19 protein-coding genes and 1 pseudogene are annotated in these 17,062 nt (G+C 74.0%); 6 read left to right on the top strand and 14 right to left on the bottom strand.

Features of this window, described 5'->3' with window-relative positions; translation table 11 throughout:
• The first annotated feature begins 80 nt into the window (after positions 1-80).
• Positions 81-647 (top strand): TetR/AcrR family transcriptional regulator, encoded by a 567-nt coding sequence (locus OHA72_RS35180; RefSeq protein ID WP_327000357.1) that lies wholly within the window; start codon positions 81-83, stop codon positions 645-647.
• Here the strand turns inward: OHA72_RS35180 and OHA72_RS35175 are convergent.
• Positions 631-1,818, bottom strand: coding sequence for a sensor histidine kinase (locus tag OHA72_RS35175; RefSeq protein WP_327000356.1), 1,188 nt, complete (start codon positions 1,816-1,818; stop codon positions 631-633). The genes OHA72_RS35180 and OHA72_RS35175 overlap by 17 nt on opposite strands.
• Positions 1,819-1,820: 2 nt before the next feature.
• Positions 1,821-2,474, bottom strand: coding sequence for a response regulator transcription factor (locus tag OHA72_RS35170; RefSeq protein WP_327000355.1), 654 nt, complete (start codon positions 2,472-2,474; stop codon positions 1,821-1,823).
• 117 nt (positions 2,475-2,591) lie between these two features.
• On the opposite strand from OHA72_RS35170, the gene OHA72_RS35165 reads away from it, so the two are divergent.
• Positions 2,592-3,452 (top strand): ABC transporter ATP-binding protein, encoded by an 861-nt coding sequence (locus OHA72_RS35165; RefSeq protein ID WP_327011727.1) that lies wholly within the window; start codon positions 2,592-2,594, stop codon positions 3,450-3,452.
• Positions 3,449-4,447, top strand: a complete 999-nt coding sequence (locus OHA72_RS35160) for an ABC-2 membrane transporter-related protein (protein WP_327000354.1) — start codon at positions 3,449-3,451, stop codon at positions 4,445-4,447. The genes OHA72_RS35165 and OHA72_RS35160 overlap by 4 nt, the downstream gene beginning before the upstream one ends.
• Here the strand turns inward: OHA72_RS35160 and OHA72_RS35155 are convergent.
• The 6 genes and pseudogenes from OHA72_RS35155 to OHA72_RS35130 form a co-directional block, all read right to left on the bottom strand.
• Positions 4,444-5,391 carry an acyltransferase domain-containing protein gene (locus OHA72_RS35155; RefSeq protein WP_327000353.1) on the bottom strand — a complete coding sequence of 316 codons (948 nt, stop codon included), beginning with the start codon at positions 5,389-5,391 and terminating at the stop codon, positions 4,444-4,446. The two genes, OHA72_RS35160 and OHA72_RS35155, sit on opposite strands and share 4 nt — an antisense overlap.
• A gap of 175 nt (positions 5,392-5,566) precedes the next feature.
• Complete coding sequence (locus OHA72_RS35150; protein WP_327000352.1) at positions 5,567-6,226, bottom strand: hypothetical protein; 660 nt, start codon at positions 6,224-6,226, stop codon at positions 5,567-5,569.
• On the bottom strand, positions 6,223-6,624 hold the full coding sequence (locus tag OHA72_RS35145) for a hypothetical protein (RefSeq protein ID WP_327000351.1): 402 nt from the start codon (positions 6,622-6,624) through the stop codon (positions 6,223-6,225). The genes OHA72_RS35150 and OHA72_RS35145 overlap by 4 nt, the downstream gene beginning before the upstream one ends.
• Entirely contained in the window at positions 6,621-7,895 is a 1,275-nt protein-coding gene (locus tag OHA72_RS35140; protein WP_327000350.1) for a phage exclusion protein Lit family protein, read from the bottom strand. Before OHA72_RS35140 ends, OHA72_RS35145 begins: the two co-directional genes overlap by 4 nt.
• Positions 7,896-7,965: 70 nt before the next feature.
• Positions 7,966-9,765, bottom strand: coding sequence for an FAD-binding and (Fe-S)-binding domain-containing protein (locus OHA72_RS35135; RefSeq protein ID WP_327000349.1), 1,800 nt, complete (start codon positions 9,763-9,765; stop codon positions 7,966-7,968).
• A 523-nt stretch (positions 9,766-10,288) separates the two neighbouring features.
• Positions 10,289-10,678, bottom strand: a pseudogene (locus tag OHA72_RS35130) (FAD-binding oxidoreductase); the annotation flags it as partial.
• A gap of 85 nt (positions 10,679-10,763) precedes the next feature.
• On the opposite strand from OHA72_RS35130, the gene OHA72_RS35125 reads away from it, so the two are divergent.
• Positions 10,764-11,474 carry a GntR family transcriptional regulator gene (locus tag OHA72_RS35125; RefSeq protein WP_327000348.1) on the top strand — a complete coding sequence of 237 codons (711 nt, stop codon included), beginning with the start codon at positions 10,764-10,766 and terminating at the stop codon, positions 11,472-11,474.
• On the opposite strand, the gene OHA72_RS35120 is transcribed toward OHA72_RS35125, so the two are convergent.
• From OHA72_RS35120 to OHA72_RS35100, 5 genes are all read right to left on the bottom strand, one after another.
• Positions 11,431-11,865 carry a hypothetical protein gene (locus OHA72_RS35120; protein ID WP_327000347.1) on the bottom strand — a complete coding sequence of 145 codons (435 nt, stop codon included), beginning with the start codon at positions 11,863-11,865 and terminating at the stop codon, positions 11,431-11,433. The two genes, OHA72_RS35125 and OHA72_RS35120, sit on opposite strands and share 44 nt — an antisense overlap.
• 4 nt (positions 11,866-11,869) lie before the next feature.
• Positions 11,870-12,556, bottom strand: coding sequence for a hypothetical protein (locus OHA72_RS35115; protein ID WP_327000346.1), 687 nt, complete (start codon positions 12,554-12,556; stop codon positions 11,870-11,872).
• Positions 12,557-12,633: 77 nt separating this feature from the next.
• Positions 12,634-13,089, bottom strand: a complete 456-nt coding sequence (locus OHA72_RS35110) for a DUF6069 family protein (protein ID WP_327000345.1) — start codon at positions 13,087-13,089, stop codon at positions 12,634-12,636.
• Positions 13,090-13,254: 165 nt separating this feature from the next.
• Positions 13,255-13,491: a hypothetical protein gene (locus OHA72_RS35105; protein ID WP_327000344.1), complete on the bottom strand. Its 237-nt coding sequence runs from the start codon at positions 13,489-13,491 to the stop codon at positions 13,255-13,257.
• Positions 13,492-13,594: 103 nt separating this feature from the next.
• The gene (locus OHA72_RS35100; RefSeq protein WP_327000343.1) at positions 13,595-14,434 is read right to left on the bottom strand and encodes a DUF1963 domain-containing protein; all 840 of its coding nucleotides are present in this window, start codon (positions 14,432-14,434) and stop codon (positions 13,595-13,597) included.
• A 227-nt stretch (positions 14,435-14,661) separates the two neighbouring features.
• On the opposite strand from OHA72_RS35100, the gene OHA72_RS35095 reads away from it, so the two are divergent.
• Positions 14,662-15,906 carry a GNAT family N-acetyltransferase gene (locus OHA72_RS35095; RefSeq protein ID WP_327000342.1) on the top strand — a complete coding sequence of 415 codons (1,245 nt, stop codon included), beginning with the start codon at positions 14,662-14,664 and terminating at the stop codon, positions 15,904-15,906.
• Between the two features lie 233 nt (positions 15,907-16,139).
• Here OHA72_RS35095 and OHA72_RS35090 read toward each other — a convergent pair whose 3' ends face one another.
• Positions 16,140-16,580 (bottom strand): hypothetical protein, encoded by a 441-nt coding sequence (locus tag OHA72_RS35090; protein ID WP_327000341.1) that lies wholly within the window; start codon positions 16,578-16,580, stop codon positions 16,140-16,142.
• Between the two features lie 51 nt (positions 16,581-16,631).
• Between OHA72_RS35090 and OHA72_RS35085 the strand changes: the two genes are divergently transcribed.
• The gene (locus tag OHA72_RS35085) at positions 16,632-17,060 is read left to right on the top strand and encodes a GNAT family N-acetyltransferase (protein WP_327000340.1); all 429 of its coding nucleotides are present in this window, start codon (positions 16,632-16,634) and stop codon (positions 17,058-17,060) included.
• Positions 17,061-17,062: the final 2 nt, after the last annotated feature.

The following is a 17,062-nucleotide window of genomic DNA, read 5'->3' as shown; positions in this document are numbered from 1 at the left end:
GAAAAACGGCGGGGCCCGCCGTTTCTGCGTGGCCTACGATACGGAGGGCCCCGCCACTTAGCAACCTCGAGGTGACCGCCATGCCCGTCCAGCGTGCAGACGCCCGCCGCAACTACGCGCGCCTGCTCGCGGTGGCGGCACAGGAGGTCGCCGCGCACGGCGCCGACGCGTCCCTGGAGCAGATCGCCCGCACCGCCGGCGTCGGCTCGGCCACCGTGCGCCGCCACTTCCCCAGCCGCCACGCCCTCCTCGAAGCGGTCTTCCGCGAACGGGTCGAGGCCCTGTGCACGCACGCCCACGACCTGACCGGCCGCCCCGACACCCGGGCCGCGCTGCTGGAGTGGCTCAGCGCCGTCACCGCCTCCGCGGCAACCATCCGGGGGCTGGCCATCGCCCTGAACCGCGACCTGACCGCCGACCCCGGCGCGGTCCACGAGCACTGCGCCACGGCCCAGCTCACCGAGGCCGGCGAGCCACTGGTACGCCGCGCTGCCGCGGCCGGCGAGCTGACACCGGGCGTCACCGTCACCGACGTCCTCGCCCTGATCACCGGCATCGCCCTGGCCACCGAACACCACCCGGACCCGGCGGCCGAGGCGGACCGCCTCCTCGCACTGACCCTGGCGGGGGTCAGCCCCCGTCCGTGACCACGTGGGCGCCGTCCTCGACGGCGCCGGCGACCAGCGGGAACGCCACCTCGACGACGAGGCCGCCGTCGGGGTGTGGGTGTGCGGTGAGTGTCGCGCCGTGGGCGTGGGCGATCGCGCGCACGATCGACAGGCCGAGGCCGTGGTGCCCGTCGTCAGCGGTGCGGTGCAGCCGCTGGAACGGCTCGAACAGCCGGTCGACCTGGTCCGGCGGGATGCGCTCGCCGGTGTTGGCCACGGTGAGCACCACCCGGCCGAAGGCCCGCAGGACACTGGCCTCGACCGTGCCGCCGGGCACGTTGTGGTGGATCGCGTTGTCGCACAGGTTGACCAGCAGCCGGCCGAGCAGGATCGGGTCGCCCGGTACCCGCGCCGGCTGGAGCCAGGTCGTCACCCGCAGCCCGCGCCGCTCGGCCTCGGGGGCGCGCTCGCGCAGCGTCAGCTCGGTCAGGTCGGCGAGGTCCACCAGGTCGTCGGCGCCGCGGCCGTGTTCGCTGCTCGACAGGGTGAGCAGCGACTCCAGCAGCTGCCCGCGCCGCTCGCTGATCGCCAGGAGCCGCTCGAAGTTCGCCCGGAACGTCGCCAGGTCGGCGTCCGGGTCGATCAGGGGCTCCTCGAGCAGCGCACGCTCGACCGTCAGCGGGGTGCGCAACTCGTGGGCGGCGTTGGCGACGAACCGCTTGTGCGCGTCGAGGGCCGTCTCCAGCCGTCCGAGCAGGCCGTCGACGGTGTCGGCCAGGTCTTTCAGCTCGGTACGGCGGCCGGGCAGGGCGAGGCGCTCGTGCACGTTGCGGTCGGAGATCTGGTGCAGGCGTTCGGTCATGGTCAGCACGGGGCGCAGCACGCGGCCGGCGATCAGCCAGCCGAGGAACAGCGAGATCACCGCCATGATGGCCAACGCGATCAGGGGCCGCGCCAGCCCGCCGGACGTCTCGACGACGCCGACACCGACGTCCATCTCCGGCACCGGCCTCGGCGCCGGGACGCCCCGGGCGTCGGCGGGTGGGGACACCGGCGCCGGCGGCCGGGGTAGGGGCATCGGCGGTACGCCCATGTCCAGGCTCGTGGCAAGGGCCCACATGATGACCAGCAGCACCGCGCTCGACATCACCGACACGAGGCAGTACAGCAGCGTCAGCCGGAGCCGCAGCGGGTGTCGTCGCAACCGCATGGTCAGATCCGGTATCCGGCGCGGGGCACGGTCTCGATGATCGGCGGGTCGCCGAGCTTGGCCCGCAGCCGGTTCATCGTGGCCTTCACGGTGGTGGTGAACGGGTCCGCCGCCTCGTCCCAGACCCGGTCGAGCAGCTCCTCGGCCGGCACGACCCGGCTGCCGCACGTCATCAGGTACTCCAGCACCGCGAACTCCTTGGGACTCAACGGCAGGCGGGCCCCGGCCCGGGTGGCGGTCCGCTGCGCGGGGTCGAGACGCAGGTCGCCGTGGACCAGGACCGGCGGGGCGGCCGGCTGCGACCGCCGGCCCACCGCCCGGATCCGCGCGATCAGCTCCGCGTACGCGAACGGCTTGGGCAGGTAGTCGTCGGCGCCCAGCCCCAGCCCTTCGACCCGGTTGGCGACGGTGCCCGAGGCGGTCAGCATGAGCACCCGGCTCAGCGAGCCGCCGTTGACGAGGGTCCGGCACACGTCGTCGCCGTGGACCACGGGCAGGTCCCGGTCCAGGACGATGACGTCGTACGCGACGACCGCCGCCCGCTCCAGCGCCGCCCCGCCGTCGTAGGCGACGTCGACGGCCATGCCCTCCCGCCGCAGCACCCGGGCCACGGAGTCGGCCAGGTCCGGTTGGTCTTCGACGACGAGTACCCGCATCGCTGCAGGCTAACGACTCCGCCGTCACAGTCCGGTCACAACGGCGCGGACCGTGCTGTGACCGCCCGCCCTCTAGAAAGGCGGCATGTGTCCGGCAACAGCATCCAGGAGGACGTGATGACCGTGGTCATCCATACCGAAGGTCTCAGCAAACGGTACCGGCGGCGGCTCGCGCTGGACGACTGCACGGTGACGGTGCCCGCCGGGCGGATCGTCGGCCTGGTCGGCCCCAACGGCGCCGGCAAGTCGACGCTCCTCGGGCTGGTCTGCGGCATGATCGCGCCGACGAGCGGCACCATCGAGGTGCTCGGCCACCGGCCGGCGGTCAGCGCCGAGCAGCTGTCCCGGGTGGGGTTCGTGGCGCAGGACGCTCCGGTGTACAGCAGGCTCACCGTCGGCGAACACCTGCGGCTCGGCGCCCGGTTGAACCCGCGATGGCACCGGGAGCTCGCGGAGCGGCGGATCCGCCTGCGCGGGCTGGACCTCGGCCAGAAGGCCGGCTCGCTGTCCGGCGGCCAGCGCGCCCAGCTCGCCCTGACCGTCGCCGCGGCCAAGCGGGCCGACCTGCTCGTCCTCGACGAGCCGGTCGCCGCCCTCGATCCCCTCGCACGGCGCGGGTTCATGCGTGACCTGCTCGACTTCGTCGACGAGCTCAAGGTCAGCGTCGTGCTCTCCTCCCACCTGCTCGGCGACCTGGAGCAGGTCTGCGACCACCTGATCGTGCTCGCCGACGGCCGCGTGCAGATCGCCGGCGACGTCGCCGACCTCCTCGCCGCCCACCACCGCATCACGGGCCGCCCCGGCTCGCCGCACCCGCTGCCGGAAGGGGCCGAGCTGATCCACGCCGAGCAGACCCGGGGCGAAAGCTCCATGATCGTCCGCTGCCCCGGGCCGGTGCCCGGCGGCGAGCCCGTCGACCTCGAGGACATGACCCTCGCCTACCTGACCCGGGCGTCCATGACAGGAGCACACCGATGATCTGGCTGACCTGGCGGCAGTTCCGCGCCCAGACCCTGGCCGCAGGCGGCGCGCTGGCGCTGCTCGCGCTGTACCTCATCCACCTCGGCAACCAGATCGACGCCTTCGCCGACACGAGGGTCGCCGGCTGTGCGGGCGAGGCGTGCCGCGTCGCGCTCATGGAGCTGCGCCGGGGCTACAGCGACACCGTCGCGGTCATCGGCCTGGCGCTCATGGCCGCGCCCGCCCTGATCGGCATCTTCTGGGGCGCCCCGCTGGTGGCCCGGGAGCTGGAGGAGCGCACCGACAGGCTGGTGTGGAACCAGAGCGTCACCCGCACCCGGTGGCTGGTGGCCAAGCTCACCGTCATCGGCCTGAGCAGCGCGCTGGTGACCGGCGTGTTCAGCCTCCTGCTGACCTGGGCCGTCAGCCGGTACGACGCCGCCGTCGGCGACCGGTTCGCGGCCATGAACTTCGCCGCGCGCAACATCGTGCCCATCGGATACGGCCTGTTCGCCTTCGTCCTCGGCACCGTCGCCGGCATGGTCGCGCGGCGCACCCTGCCGGCGATGGCGGTCACGCTCGTCGCCTTCACCGCCCTGCAGCTGCTGGTCCCGTCGGTGGTGCGGCAGCACCTGATGCCGCCGGTCACCGAGACCATCGCCCTGGACGCGTCCGTCATGAACTCCGGCGTCGGCCTCGGCCTGCAGGACGACAACACCATCCACCTCCACGGCTACCACGTCCCCGGCGGCTGGGCGCTGCAGGACGCGTCCCAGGTGTTCAAGGCGGACGGCTCGCCCTACACCGGCGACGATGCGAGGCGCTGCATCGCCGCCGCCGACGGCGTGGAGGCCACCATCGCCTGCACCGTCGCGCAGCACCTGCACTTCCAGCACACCTACCAGCCGGGCAACCGCTACTGGGCGTTCCAGTGGATCGAACTGTCCCTGTACACGGCCCTGTCGCTCCTGCTGGCCGCGTTCGGCTTCGCCTGGCTGCGACGCCGGGTCTAGCCGATCGGGAAGCGGCCGCGGCGCCATTGCCAGTGGCGGCCGGACTTCAGGTGTTCGATGACGGCGCGCTGGAGGACGGTGCGGCGGGGCAGCTGGTCCAGGGGGGTGGTCAGGGAGCGGAACACGAATCGCAGGACCTCGACGTCGGCGTCCAGGCCCTCCGGCTCCTCGTAGGGGTCCAGCTCGAACCGCCGCTGGAAGCGCACGATGTTGGAGTCCTCGGGCAGGTACTCCCGCAGTTGCGGGTCGAGCAGCCAGGAGCCGCAGGCGAACGCCGTGTAGGGCTCGTCGGGGAAGTGGCGCGGGAAGAACGCGCGGGCCTCGTCCAGCGATGCGTCGATCGCCTCCGGGGTCAGCGGCCCCGACTCGAAGATGTGCAGGTCGATGGCGGTGCCGCCGCGCTGGTGCTGCAGGCGGCCCAGCTCGTAGAGGCCGCCGCGGGCGTGCAGGGTCAGCCAGGCCTGCATGACCGGCCAGCCCTCGCGGTGCATGCGCCGGTCGATCGCGAGGTTGCGGCCCAGGTCGGCGAGGGTCGCCCAGGACACGGCAGCGGCGATGCCGTGGTCGCGGTGGTATCCGGTGACGACGTCGACCAGGGCCAGGTAGGCGTACACGTAGAGATGCTGCCAGGCGGGGCCGCGGTCGCGGGGCAACTCCGGGCCGGGCGGTAGCCAGCCGTGGCCGCCGAGGTCGGCGCGGACCAGGGCGATCGTGCGGTTGAGCAGCCAGCGCAGCTCCGGGGTCCACAGTGGAGAGCCGGGGTCGGGCCAGCCGGCCATGATCTCGGCGGCGTCGTCGGGGAGCACGGCGAGCCGGTCGAGGATGGCGGGGGCGTCGGCCTTGGCGGGCAGCGGCGCCGACGGCTGGTCGCCGGCGAGCCGGTGCACCCGCTCGACGTCCTCGACGGGCACTGCGAGCCGGGCGGCGGTGTCTTCCAGATCCACGCGGACGACCCTACCCGCCGGCGTCGACCCTGGTGCGCCCGTTGATCCGGCCGGCGGGCAGGCACCGCCGGAGGTCGCCCGGCGGCACTGCGCGGACGGGCCGGCCACGCCGGTCTACGGCAAGGAGAACGACGCGGCCGGCGGCGACCGGGGATCACCGCTGAGGGGGCGAGAGTCAGCAGCGCTGCACGACACGCAGGGAGAGGACCTCGGTGGCGGAGATCCTGCGGGCGCTCGGCTCGCCGGCGACGCGCACCAGCACCGTCTGGGCGTCCATGCCGTCGAGGGTGCCGCACACCGGCGGCGCCTCCCGCGCCGTCACCTGGACCAGCGGGGCGGTGGTCTCCGCCGCCGGCCCGTACCAGGACAGCAGCAGCGCCACCGCGAGCAGCCCGGCGCTGAGCACGGCGAGGCGGCGGGCGAGCCTGAGGTCGGCCAGGGCGACCGTGGCCAGCCGGACGGTGTGCGGCTCGATCCCGCCGCCGTCGAGGATCCGCTGTGCGCTCGTCGGTGCCAGCCTGCCGTACGCGGCGGCCAGGAACAGCCACAGCGACACCAGGCCGGCGGCGAGCGCGGCGAGCACCAGGGCGCCGAGCGCGTAACCGGCCCACGGCGCGTAGTCGGCGATCGACGCCCGGCCCTTGAACAGCAGCGTGGCGGTGACCAGGGTGAGGAGCCCGGCCATCCCGGTCCGCCAGTTCTCCGCGTTGCGCCTGGTCCGCTCCAGCGCCGTGCGGAGCTCATCGGCGAGGCGTGCACGGTCCTCGACCTCCCGCGGCCCCGGCGTGGCGCGCAGCGGCGGCACCGCCTTCACCCGGCGCCCGGGCACGCTCATTCGTCCCCCGCGAGGTCGTCGTCCGTGAGCTCGAACCGCATCCGCCAGGCGGCGCCGCAGCCGCGCAGGCCGGTGCGCTGCAACGGATCCGGGTGCGGCACGGCGCACCGGCACTGGACGGTGAACTCCGCCGGCAGCAGCGACTCCGCGACGATGCCCGCGTCGCGCAGCGCCGTCGCGGCCACGATCGCGTCGTCGCGGGTCATCCCGGACACGCCGCTGAACGCGATGAGCCAATGGCTGTCGGCCATGTCGTCGCGGCAGCGGGGGCACGTGCCGGACAGGTCCAGCACGATGGGGTTGTCGACGTCGGGCGTCACCGACACGCTGATGGTCTCCACCGCGCGCGCCGCCCAGGACTCGTCGACCGAGTCGGTGTAGGTGAGTGTCCCGGTCACGAGGGCGGCTCCTGCGGTGTGGTGAAGGCGATCGTGTTGATGCCGAGCGCCCGTTTGACGGGCGGCGGCAGGTAGGTGCCGAGGAACAGCGCGAGATGGTGCCGCCGGAAACGGTCGTCGGTGCGCAGCTGCTCCTGCGAGCCGACGGCGTTCCACCAGCGTTCGTATTCGGCCGTGTCCATGAGGTTCGCGGCGACGGCCTCCAGCACGGCGCTCGGCGCGGTGGCGAGCATGGTCTGCACCTGCTCCAGCAGCGCGACGTCGCGGTCCCAGTCGCGGTCGCCGCCGAAGATCAGCGGGTGTTCGCGGAACGCCCGGTCCAGCACGGCCCGTGCCTGGGTGCGGCGCCGGTCCCGCACCACGAGGGCGGCGGCGCCGACGCGCTCCAGCAGGACGTCGTACTCGTCGGCGGCCGCCAGCATCTTCGGGGCGTGCGGGCCGTACCGCATCCGCAGGGCGCTGTCGACGGCGGCCAGCCGCTCCGCGGCGGTCGGGTGGGTGTCGCCGGGCGTGATCGCCCCGACAGACTCCGCCATGGCGAGGCACCGCAGGAAGAACACGGCACCGACGGCGCCGGCCCGCGGGTCGACGCCGCTGTCCGGCAGCGAGTCCATGGTGAGCGCGGCGCCGACCACGTCGGCCTCGATCTCCTGCTGCCAGCCGCGTTGGTCGAGCCGCTCCAGCGGTACTTCCGCGGGGTCGGCCAGGCCGGCGTCGGCGATGAGGTGGCCGTGCAGGATGTGGGCGATCTCGTGGCACAGCACGAAGCGCTCGCAGGCCCTGGCGATGTTGTCGGCGGTGCGGACCTCCCGGGGTCCGGCCGGCCAGTCGTCGATGAGCGGCGCGTGCACCGGTGAGGACAGCCAGTCGACCAGGGTGGCGACGACGTCGACCGCCTCCCGCTCCGGCGGCACCGGCGGGTCCTGCTCGGTCCTGACGATCACCTGCCCGGCCACGGCGCGGGCGACGCGGTACACGAACAGCATCAGGCCGAGGTTCACGGCGATGGCGTGGACCGGGGCGAGCCAGATCGTCACGGCCTGGACCTTGGCGTGGGGGACGGTCCGCACGACGACGCGGTCCGGCCGCACGAGCTCGCCGAGCGCCGGGTCGAGCACGCTGCCGCGGACGAAGGCCAGGACGCTGTCGGCGATCGGCTGGATCACGGTCTCGTCGAGGTGCTCGGATCCCTCCAGGGTGAACGGTCTGGTCTTCCCCCGGCTGCTGAGGTAGTCCAGGAAGACCCTGTCGACGTCCGGCGTGCCCGTCACCGCGCTCCTCCGACCTGGGATGCCGTCCCTGAGGAACCATACGGCCCGCGGGACCGCCCGGGCAGTCGGATCAGAGACCGCCACGCCCGGGGTCGAGCAGCTGGGCCAGATGGACGGCGGGGCGGTCGCGCAGGTCGGCGACCTGGGTGCGGCACGAGAAGCCGTCGGCGAGCACGACCGCGTCCGGGGCGGCGTCCAGCGCCGGCAGCAGGTGCTGCTCGGCCACCGCGACCGACACCTCGTAGTGGCCGATCTCGACGCCGAAGTTCCCGGCCAGCCCGCAGCACCCGGCCAGCCGCCGCACCTGCGCGCCGGTGGCCTTGAGCAGGTCGGCGTCGGCCTTCCAGCCGAGCACGGCGTGGTGGTGGCAGTGCGGCTGGGCGATGACGTCGATCCCGGACAGGTCCGGCGGGGTCCAGCCGGGCGTCTGCGCGAGCAGCTCGGCGAGGGTCCGCACCGAGCCGGCGACCGCAGCCGCGTCCTCGTCGCCGGGCAGCAGCTCGCGGATGTCGGAGCGCAGCACGGCGGTGCACGACGGCTCGATGCCGACGATCGGGACGCCGGCGCGGGCGTCGGGGGCGAGCGCCGCAACCGTGCGGGACAGGATCGTGCGGGCCGCGTCGAGCTGGCCGGTGGTGATCCAGGTCAGGCCGCAGCAGACCGACCCGGACGGGAGCCTGGGCTCGTATCCCGCGGCGCGCAGCACCCGTACCGTGGCCTGCGCCGCCTCCGGGGAGAACGCGTCGGAGAACGAGTCGGCGAACAGCACCACCGGCGTCCCGCCGGGCGCCGGCTGGAACGTGCGCCGGAACGGGCGCCGCGCGAACGCCGGGACGGTGCGCCGCCTGTCGACGCCGGCCAGCCACAGCAGGAGCCGGCCGAGCACCGGCAGCCGGATGCCCAGGTTCGCCAGCCGAGGGGTGCGGCCGGCCAGTCGCGCCCAGAGCGGCAGCTTGCCGAGGGTGTAGTGCGAGCGCGGGCGCAGCCGGCCACGGTACGTCTGGTGCAGCACCTCGGACTTGTACGTGGCCATGTCGATGCCGGTCGGGCAGTCCGAGGCGCAGCCCTTGCAGGACAGGCACAGGTCGAGGGCGTCGTGCACGGCCGGGTCGGACCACGCGAGCTCGCCGCGGACGACCTCCTGCAGCACCCGGGCGCGGCCGCGGGTGGAGTCCTTCTCCTCGCGGGTGGCGAGGTAGGAGGGGCACATGACGCCGCCGGCGGCGGAGTTGTCGGCGCGGCACTTGCCGACGCCGGTGCAGCGGTGCACGGCCTGGGCGAGGTCGCCGCCGTCGTGCGGGTACGCCATCGCGAGGGCCTTGAGCGGGAACCGGCCGGCGGGTCGCACGTCGGCGTCGACGGGGTCCGGGTCGACCAGGACGCCGGGGTTGAGCAGGTTGCCCGGGTCGAAGGCGTGCTTGACCGCGGCGAACAGGGCGATCGCGTCGGCGGAGTACATGTGCGGCAGCAGTTCGGAGCGGGCGCGGCCGTCGCCGTGCTCGCCGGACAGCGAGCCGCCGAACTCGCCGACGAGCTTGGCGGCGTCGGTGAGGAAGTCGCGCAGGATCTTCGTGCCGCCCGGCTCGTCGAGCGGGAAGTCGAGGCGGACGTGCATGCAGCCGTCGCCGAAGTGCCCGAACGGCGCGGAGGTCAGCTGGTAGGAGGCGACGAGCTCGTCGAACCTCGCCAGGTACGCACCGAGGCGCTGCGGCGGGACGGCGGCGTCCTCCCAGCCGGGCCACGCCGGGCGGTCCGACGGGGCGCGGCCGGCCAGTCCGGCGCCGTCCTCGCGGATGCGCCACAGCTGCGCCTGGGTGACGGGGTCGGCGACGACCAGCGCGGCGTCGCCGATGCCGGCCGCGGCGAGCACCCGGGCCCGGACTCGACCTCGCCGAGGTCGTCGCCGGCGAGCTCGACGAAGAGCCAGGCGCCCCGGCCGGCAGCGGCGGAGCGGCGGTGCGGGCGCGCAGCACGTCGATGAGCCGCGAGTCGAGGCCCTCGCAGGACGTCGGGCCGTGCGCGACGACGGCCGGAGCGGCCTCGCCGGCGGCCACGATGTCGCGGAAGCCGAGGACCACCACGACCCGCACCGGGGCGTCGACGACGAGCTTCACGGTCGCCTGGGTGATGACGGCGAGGGTGCCCTCGGAGCCGACGAGCGCCTGGGTGAGGTCGAAGCGCTCCGGCAGCAGGTGCTGCACCGCGTAGCCGGAGACCTGCCGGCCGAACCGGTCGAACTCGGTGCGGGCGGTGGCGAGGTGCCGCCCGGCGGCCGCGCGGACGGCGTCGACGGTCGACTCGGCCCCGCGCGTGAACGGCTTGCCGTCGTAGCCGGTGACCAGGCGCTCCCCCGCGGCCGTCAGCAGCTCCATGCCTGCCACGTTGTCCGAGGTACGCCCGTACGCCAGCGAACGGGAACCGCAGGCGTTGTTGCCGATCATCCCGCCGATCGTGCACCGGGGGTGCGTCGAGGGGTCGGGCCCGAAGCGCACGCCGTGCGGCTGGACGGCCTTCTGCAACACGGCGTGGACGGTCCCGGGCTCCACGACCGCGGTGCGGGCCTGCGGGTCGACGGACAGCACGCGGTTGAGGTGGCGGGAGAAGTCCAGCACGATGCCGCGGCCCACGGCGTTGCCTGCCACGGACGTGCCGGCGCCGCGGGACGTGAGCGGCACCCCGGTCTCCCGGGCGACGGCGAGCGCGGCGGCGACCTCGTCCACGTGCCGCGGCCGGACCACCGCGAGCGGCGGGATGCGGTACAGCGAGGCGTCCGAGGAATACATGCCGCGCGTGCCGGCGTCGGCGCGGACCTCAAGTCCGGCCTTCTCCAGCGCCGCCACCACGTCGTTCATGGGTAACATGTTACTCGTGCCGTCGCTCCGCCTGCCGCAGGAGGCCCCTTCCCTCGCCGACGCCGTCGCCCAGGCGGTCCGCGACGGCATCGCCGCCGGCGAGCTCGTGCCCGAGCGGACGTACTCCGTCTATCAGCTCGCGGAGCTGCTCGGGGTGTCCCGCAGCCCGGTCCGGGAGGGGATGCTCCGCCTCGCCGAGGCCGGACTGGTCGTGATCCAGCGCAACCGCGGCTTCCGCGTCACCCCGCCCCGGGCGCACGACATCCAGGAGATCATCGAGATCCGCCTCGCCCTGGAGCCGCCGGCCGCTCGCAAGGCCGCGCTGTGGGGTACCGAGGCGCAGCATGCCGCCATCCGAGCGGCCCTCGGCACGATGGCGGCCGCCGCCGACCACGACGACGAGGCGGCCTTCTGGCCGGCCGACCGGGAGCTGCACGACCTGCTGCTGCACGCCGCCGCCAACGCCCGCGCCGCCGCCATCGTCGCCCAGCTGCGCTCCACCACCGCCCTGCTCGGCCCGCCCACCACGGCCAGCGGCCGCACCCTCGCCCAGATCCACGCCGAGCACGAGCCGGTGGTCACCGCCGTCCTCGCCCGCGACGGCGTCGCGGCCGAGGCGGCCATGCGCACGCACCTCGAGGCGACCGGCCACCTGCTGACCGCGAACCTGTCATCGCAGCCGGTCAGCGGCTCCGACCGGCGTGCGGCCTCCGGAGGCGGGCGATGACGCGGAGCACCTCGTCGCGGTGCTTCGCCGACGTCAGCCACGCCGGCAGCCGGGCCAGGAGCGTCATGCCGGCGCCCTCGCGCAGCCTGGCCGCCACGGAGTTCTCCAGCAGCGTCAGGTGCGCGTCGTTGAACGCCCACAGCGTCCGCCCGCCGCAGCACCGCGCGGTCAGCCACAGCGGATGCCGGAAGTACGGATCGACCGGCGCGCCCCACAGCGACGGGCCGTCCCCGGGCGACCAGGATGCCGTCGCCCCGCAGGCCGCGCACACGAACCGGCGCTGCGGCGTGACCACGGCCCTGCTCGCGCACCGCGGGCAGACCACGTCGACGCCGGCCGCGGCGAGCTCGTGCAGCCCTGTCCCCGGATCCCGGAACCGGTCGGCCTCCACGACGTCAGGCCAGGAATGAGCGGCGGGTCTCCGCGCCCACGTTGATGACGCCGATCACCACGCCGGCCTGGTCGTGGACGTTCGTCGCCCGGTTGCTGCGCATGACCTCCCGGATCCCGGGCGGCAACGCCGGTGGCTCGTCCTCCGTCAGCCGCATCCGGGTCGCGGCGGCGATGAGGCGGGTCACGAGGTCGGCGGCGTCGGCGGTGACCGGGACCCGCCCGAACTCCCAGCCCGACACCGTCATGTCGAGCAGTTCGAGCGTGTGGACCAGCAGCCAGTTCGGATCGGTCAGCGCCATCGCCCGTTTGACGTCCGCGTCGATCGCGGCCAGCGCCGCCGCGAGGTGCACGTAGGGATGCCATCCGTCCGGCGGTTCGGGGAGCCGGTACTGCAGCGCCGTCTGCTGGTACAGCGCGCGGTAGTTGCGCCGGTCAGCGGCCAGCCCCCTGGCGGCGGCCTGCGCCCGGACGTCGGCGAGCGCCCGCTCGGCCGTCTCGTGCACGATCCGGTCCGCGACCGCCAGCCCGTCGTCGCCGCCGAGCTGGCTCGCCAGCTCACCGGCCTGCTCCCGGAACCTTCTCGGGACGTGTCCCCCGTACCGCCGGCGGACGTCGGCGATCAGCGCCTCCTGCCGCGCAGGGTCGACCGCGAGGGGCCTGCCGGCCGACTTGCGCCGGAACCACCGCATGTCCGCTCCTCACCACCGCCACCGCCACCGCCACCGACTCGACCAGGTTAGTCCGGGCCGTCGACCGTGGCCGGGTGTCAGCCGGCCAGCCGGCGCGCGATCGCCGGGACAACGATCGCGGCGGCCACGAGATGCGTCAGCATCAGCAGCGCCTTCGTGCCGGGGGCGGCGTCCGCGACCAGGTCCGGCACGAGCGACAGCGCCGTCAGCGCCACGGTGGTCCGCACGAACGCGCGGCGCGGGCGACGGGCCTTGGCGGCCAGTCCTGCGGAGAGGGCAACGCCGACCAGTGAGAAGCAGGCGGTCAGCATCGCGAAGCCCAGCACGGGGATCGGCGCGCCGCCGACGTCGAGGCTGACCCCTGCCGCGCTCCCCGCGGCCGCCACGACGGTGGTGGCGCCACTGGCAACGGCTGCGGCGACGAGACCGGCACCGACGAGCGAGGCGGTCGTCGCGGTGCGGCTGGGGGCGGTGGTGGTGGTCATGGTGTCCTCCGGTCGGATGACGACCGGCCCGGTGCCGGTCTCATCCACAGGTCGAACGGCACCGCCCCCGATCGACACGCCCACCGGAACGTCCGACGACGCCCGTGACGGGACGGCGCGGACGTGGCGGTGCCGCTAATGTGCGGCTCCATGGGCCTGCACTGTGGTTACCTCGTCGCCGCCGCCGAGCCCGACGCGCTGTTGCAGGAGTTGTCACGGCACGCGGGCGCGTTCGCCGCGGGCGCCGTGGTGGAGCGGGTCGCCGACGCCCCTGGCGAGCGAAGAGGAGTTCCCCTTGGTCGACAGCACCGGCGACGGGGTGTTCGCCGCGATGGCGGAGTTCGGGCTCGACCCGTCCGCCTGGCTGCGCTCGGGACCGGCCACGGTCGTGACCTTCGACGCCACCCAGGTCCCGGAAACGGCGTCGTCGCCGACATCTACGAGCGGCACGCCGCGCAACACGGCCGCCCCGAGGGTGAGTGGCTCAACGAGCTCACCGCAGTCGAGGCGAGGCCGTCCCGCCGGGCCGGCGCCTGAGTCACCGGAGGCGGCGTCAGCCCTGCAGGACGGCCCAGACGCGGTCGAAACGGCCGGCGGCCAGGTCCTCGGCGCGGATCCAGAAGTACAGGGTGCCCATGTCGCCCCACATCCACCCGAGCTGCTCCTCGTCGGTGCCGACCTGCCACAGCAGCCGCCAGTCGGCGGCGCCGGCCTGCAGGTCCGGGACGCGGGGATCGTCGTAGCCGCCGTGCATGAGATCGACGCCGTTGGCCACCAGCTGGCAGTCCAGGTGCATCGATGCCTGCTGCGGGTCGGGCCAGCCGAACATGCGGTGCACCGGGCCGGGTCCGTCGTCGAGCCGCAGGCGCTCGTACGCCCAGGCCGCGGCGCTGCCGTCGGCCCAGACGGCCCTGATCACGGGCTCCCACACGTCCGGCATGGTCGCCACCCGGCGTCCCACTGCCGGCCTGGCCGGAAAGGTGAACGCGCCGGCCGGGGGCCGGGCCGGGACCGCGGTGGCCGCGGCAACGACGACCCGCCAGAGCGGGGCGTCCTGCGGGATCAGACCCCAGCCGGCCTGTTCCAGGACGTCGAAGAAGAAGCTGAGCAGCGTCCCGGCGGGCAGGACCGCCTCGCCGAGCCACCCGTTCACCTCGTCGCAGTCCCACTGCCCGACCAGGCAGAGCGGTCGCCCGTCCTCGGTGCGCGGCCACGCGAAGCCGCCGCTGACCAGGGGCACTCCCCCGAACCGGGTCACGGCGGCGTCGGGCTCGCACGCCCCGGCCGCAGCCTCCAGCCGCACCGACGGCAGTTCGAGGCCTGCCACGGCCGCTGCGACGTCCGCGTCAAGCGTGGCGTACAGCGCCGTCAGGCCGGCCGCGCCGAGTTCCACAGATCCGTCCCTGAAGATTCACGAAGCCCACATTTCGCGGTGCGAACGATACGGCGTCGGGCTGTTCATGGGTGCCGGCCCTTCGTGGGAGGTGCGGCAAGCGACCGGCCGCGGCCGCCTCCCGATCCCGGCGAAATTCGGTTGACCCGGCCAAGGGTCGACGCTGCACTGTGGGCCGGGCACCACCGGTCGTGGTGCCCGAGTCACAGGGGGAGGCAGCAGCAACAGTGGAGATCCGTCCCACGACCGACCAGGACCTCGACGTCTTCGTCACCACACTCCATGCCGCGTTCGGGCTCCATCCGGAAACCCCGGACGAGGACGGCGGCGGCCTCTGGTGGTCGGCGTTCGAGATGGACCGCGGGCTGCTGGCCGTGACCGCGGACGGGCGGCCCGTCGGGACCGCCGCCGCATACTCATTCGAACTGACGCTGCCCGGCGAGATCCTCGCCCCGGCCGCCGGAATCAGCGCCGTCGGCGTCCTGCCCTCGCACCGGCGCCAGGGCGTGCTCACCGCGATGATGCGGCACCAACTCACCGAGCTGCGGGCACGCGGGGAGTTCCTCGGCGTCCTGCTGGCCTCCGAGGCCCCGATCTACGGCAGGTTCGGCTACGGACCGGCGACCTACACGGGACGGATCACGGTGGCACGCCACCAGGGCGCCCTCGCTGCACTGCGGGCGCCCGGACAGGCAGACGCCACGGCGGCGGACACGGGCACCACCTCGGACAGCGGCTCGGTCGAGGTCATGCGGCGTGCCGAGTGCGGCGAGATCCTCGAGGAGGTCTATGACCGGTACCGCCGTGCACAGCCTGGCGCGCTGTCCCGGCCGCACCGCTGGTGGACCCTCGGCGCGGGGCAACCCCCGATCACTCAGGCGCCGCGCTACATCGCCGTCCACCGCAACGCCGACGGCGTCCCGGACGGGTACGCCAGCTACTCGCTCAGCGACGGCATTTTGACGGTCGACGAGACCATCGCCACCGACGACGCCGTCTCCACCGCCCTGATCGGATTCCTGCTCGGCCACGACCTCGTCACTCAGGTCGCGTTCAAGCACTTCCCGCCCGGGCACCCGCTGCGCTGGCAGCTGGCGGATTTCCGTGCCGCCCAGGTGAGCAGCGACTCCGACTGGCTCTGGGTGCGGCTCCTGGACGTACCGCAGGCGTTGACCGCACGCGGCTGGTTCACGGACGGCGAGCTCGTCCTCGACGTCGACGACCCGTTCCTCGGCGAGCACCACCGCTACCTGCTGACCGTCCGGGACGGCAAGGCCGGCTGCGTCTCTACAGACCGGGACCCCGACCTCTCCCTGGACGTGCGCGACCTCGGCTCGATCTACCTCGGCGGCACCGCGCCCAGCACGCTCGTGCGTGCCGGACATGTCCGCGCCCACCGCCCGGACGCGGCCACCCGCGCCGACATCCTCTTCCACGCCGACCGGCACCCGCACTGCCTGCACTGGTTCTGACCCCCCGCCTGCCGCGCCCAGTCGGTGTGCGTCTGCGAGGAGGAGCCGGCGAACGTCGCCGTCGGCTTCTCCCTGTACGCCGATCGCATGGGCGTCCGTTCGCTCGCCGTGGCGACGCGCTGCACGGTCTGCGGCCGCATGGGCTGCGTCGCCGAGTGGATGCTGCGCGCCGGCGGCCTCGAACCCCTCGGCACCGCCTGAGTCACACGGGACGGCGTCAGCCCTGGTCGCGGTCAGCGGAACCAGCGGCGGCGGCGCTGCCCGGGGCGGGCGCCGATGTCCAGGCCGAGGACCGCGCCGTAGGCGGTGATGCTGTCCTCGGCGCCGTTGGAGTACCGCTTCATGACCCGCTGGACGGGCCAGATCCTGCCGCCGTCGGGCTGTTGCAGCGCGACGTTGATCTCGGCTGCGGGGTCGTTGTCGTCGCCGGACCAGGTGCCGCCGGCGTTGCGGCGGATCACCTCACCGACGTAGGAGCCGACGGCGAACAGGCGCGCGCCGAGCTGCCGCGCCAGCAGGCCGTCCGGGCGCGGCCGGCCGTCCGGGGCCTCGACCTCGAAGAAGCGTTCGACCTCCCACAGCGAGCCCGGCGAGAAGTCGGCCCGGTACCCCGATGACGTCAACGCCGCCGCGACCCACGCCGCCGCCTCATGCACGTCCTCGACGATGCCCACGGCTCAGGATCGTCGCACATCCAGGACCGCGGCGCGTGGCATCCTGAGCCGGTGATCAGGCCGTTGACGATGCGTGACCTTGCCGCCTGCAGCTCGCTGTACGCGGAGACGTTCAACGCCCCGCCGTGGAACGAGGACTGGCGGGTCGCGGATGCCGCGCAACGCCTGCGGGACATCCTGGCGACCCCACGTGCGCACGGTGTCTGTGCGAGCACGGCGGACGGGGCGATGACCGGCTTCGCCGTCGGGCGTCGCGAGCGGTACGGATCCGAGGATCACTTCCTGCTGCAGGAGATGTGCGTCGACGCGGCGCTCCAACGGCAGGGTCAGGGCACCGCGCTGCTCGAGGCGCTCAGGGGCCACCTGCCCGACGTGCGGCGCTGGTACCTGCTGACGGCCCGGGACAGCGCTGCCTCGACGTTCTACGAGCGCAACGGCTTCCGGCCCGCCGGGCGGGTCGGCGTCTTCGTCTGGCCCTGAGG

Origin of the sequence: Dactylosporangium sp. NBC_01737, from assembly GCF_035963215.1 — a bacterium.
In the GTDB taxonomy this organism is placed as follows: domain Bacteria; phylum Actinomycetota; class Actinomycetes; order Mycobacteriales; family Micromonosporaceae; genus Dactylosporangium.
Note: the sequence above shows the minus strand (reverse complement) of the source record. Positions and strands in the feature narration are given on the sequence as shown.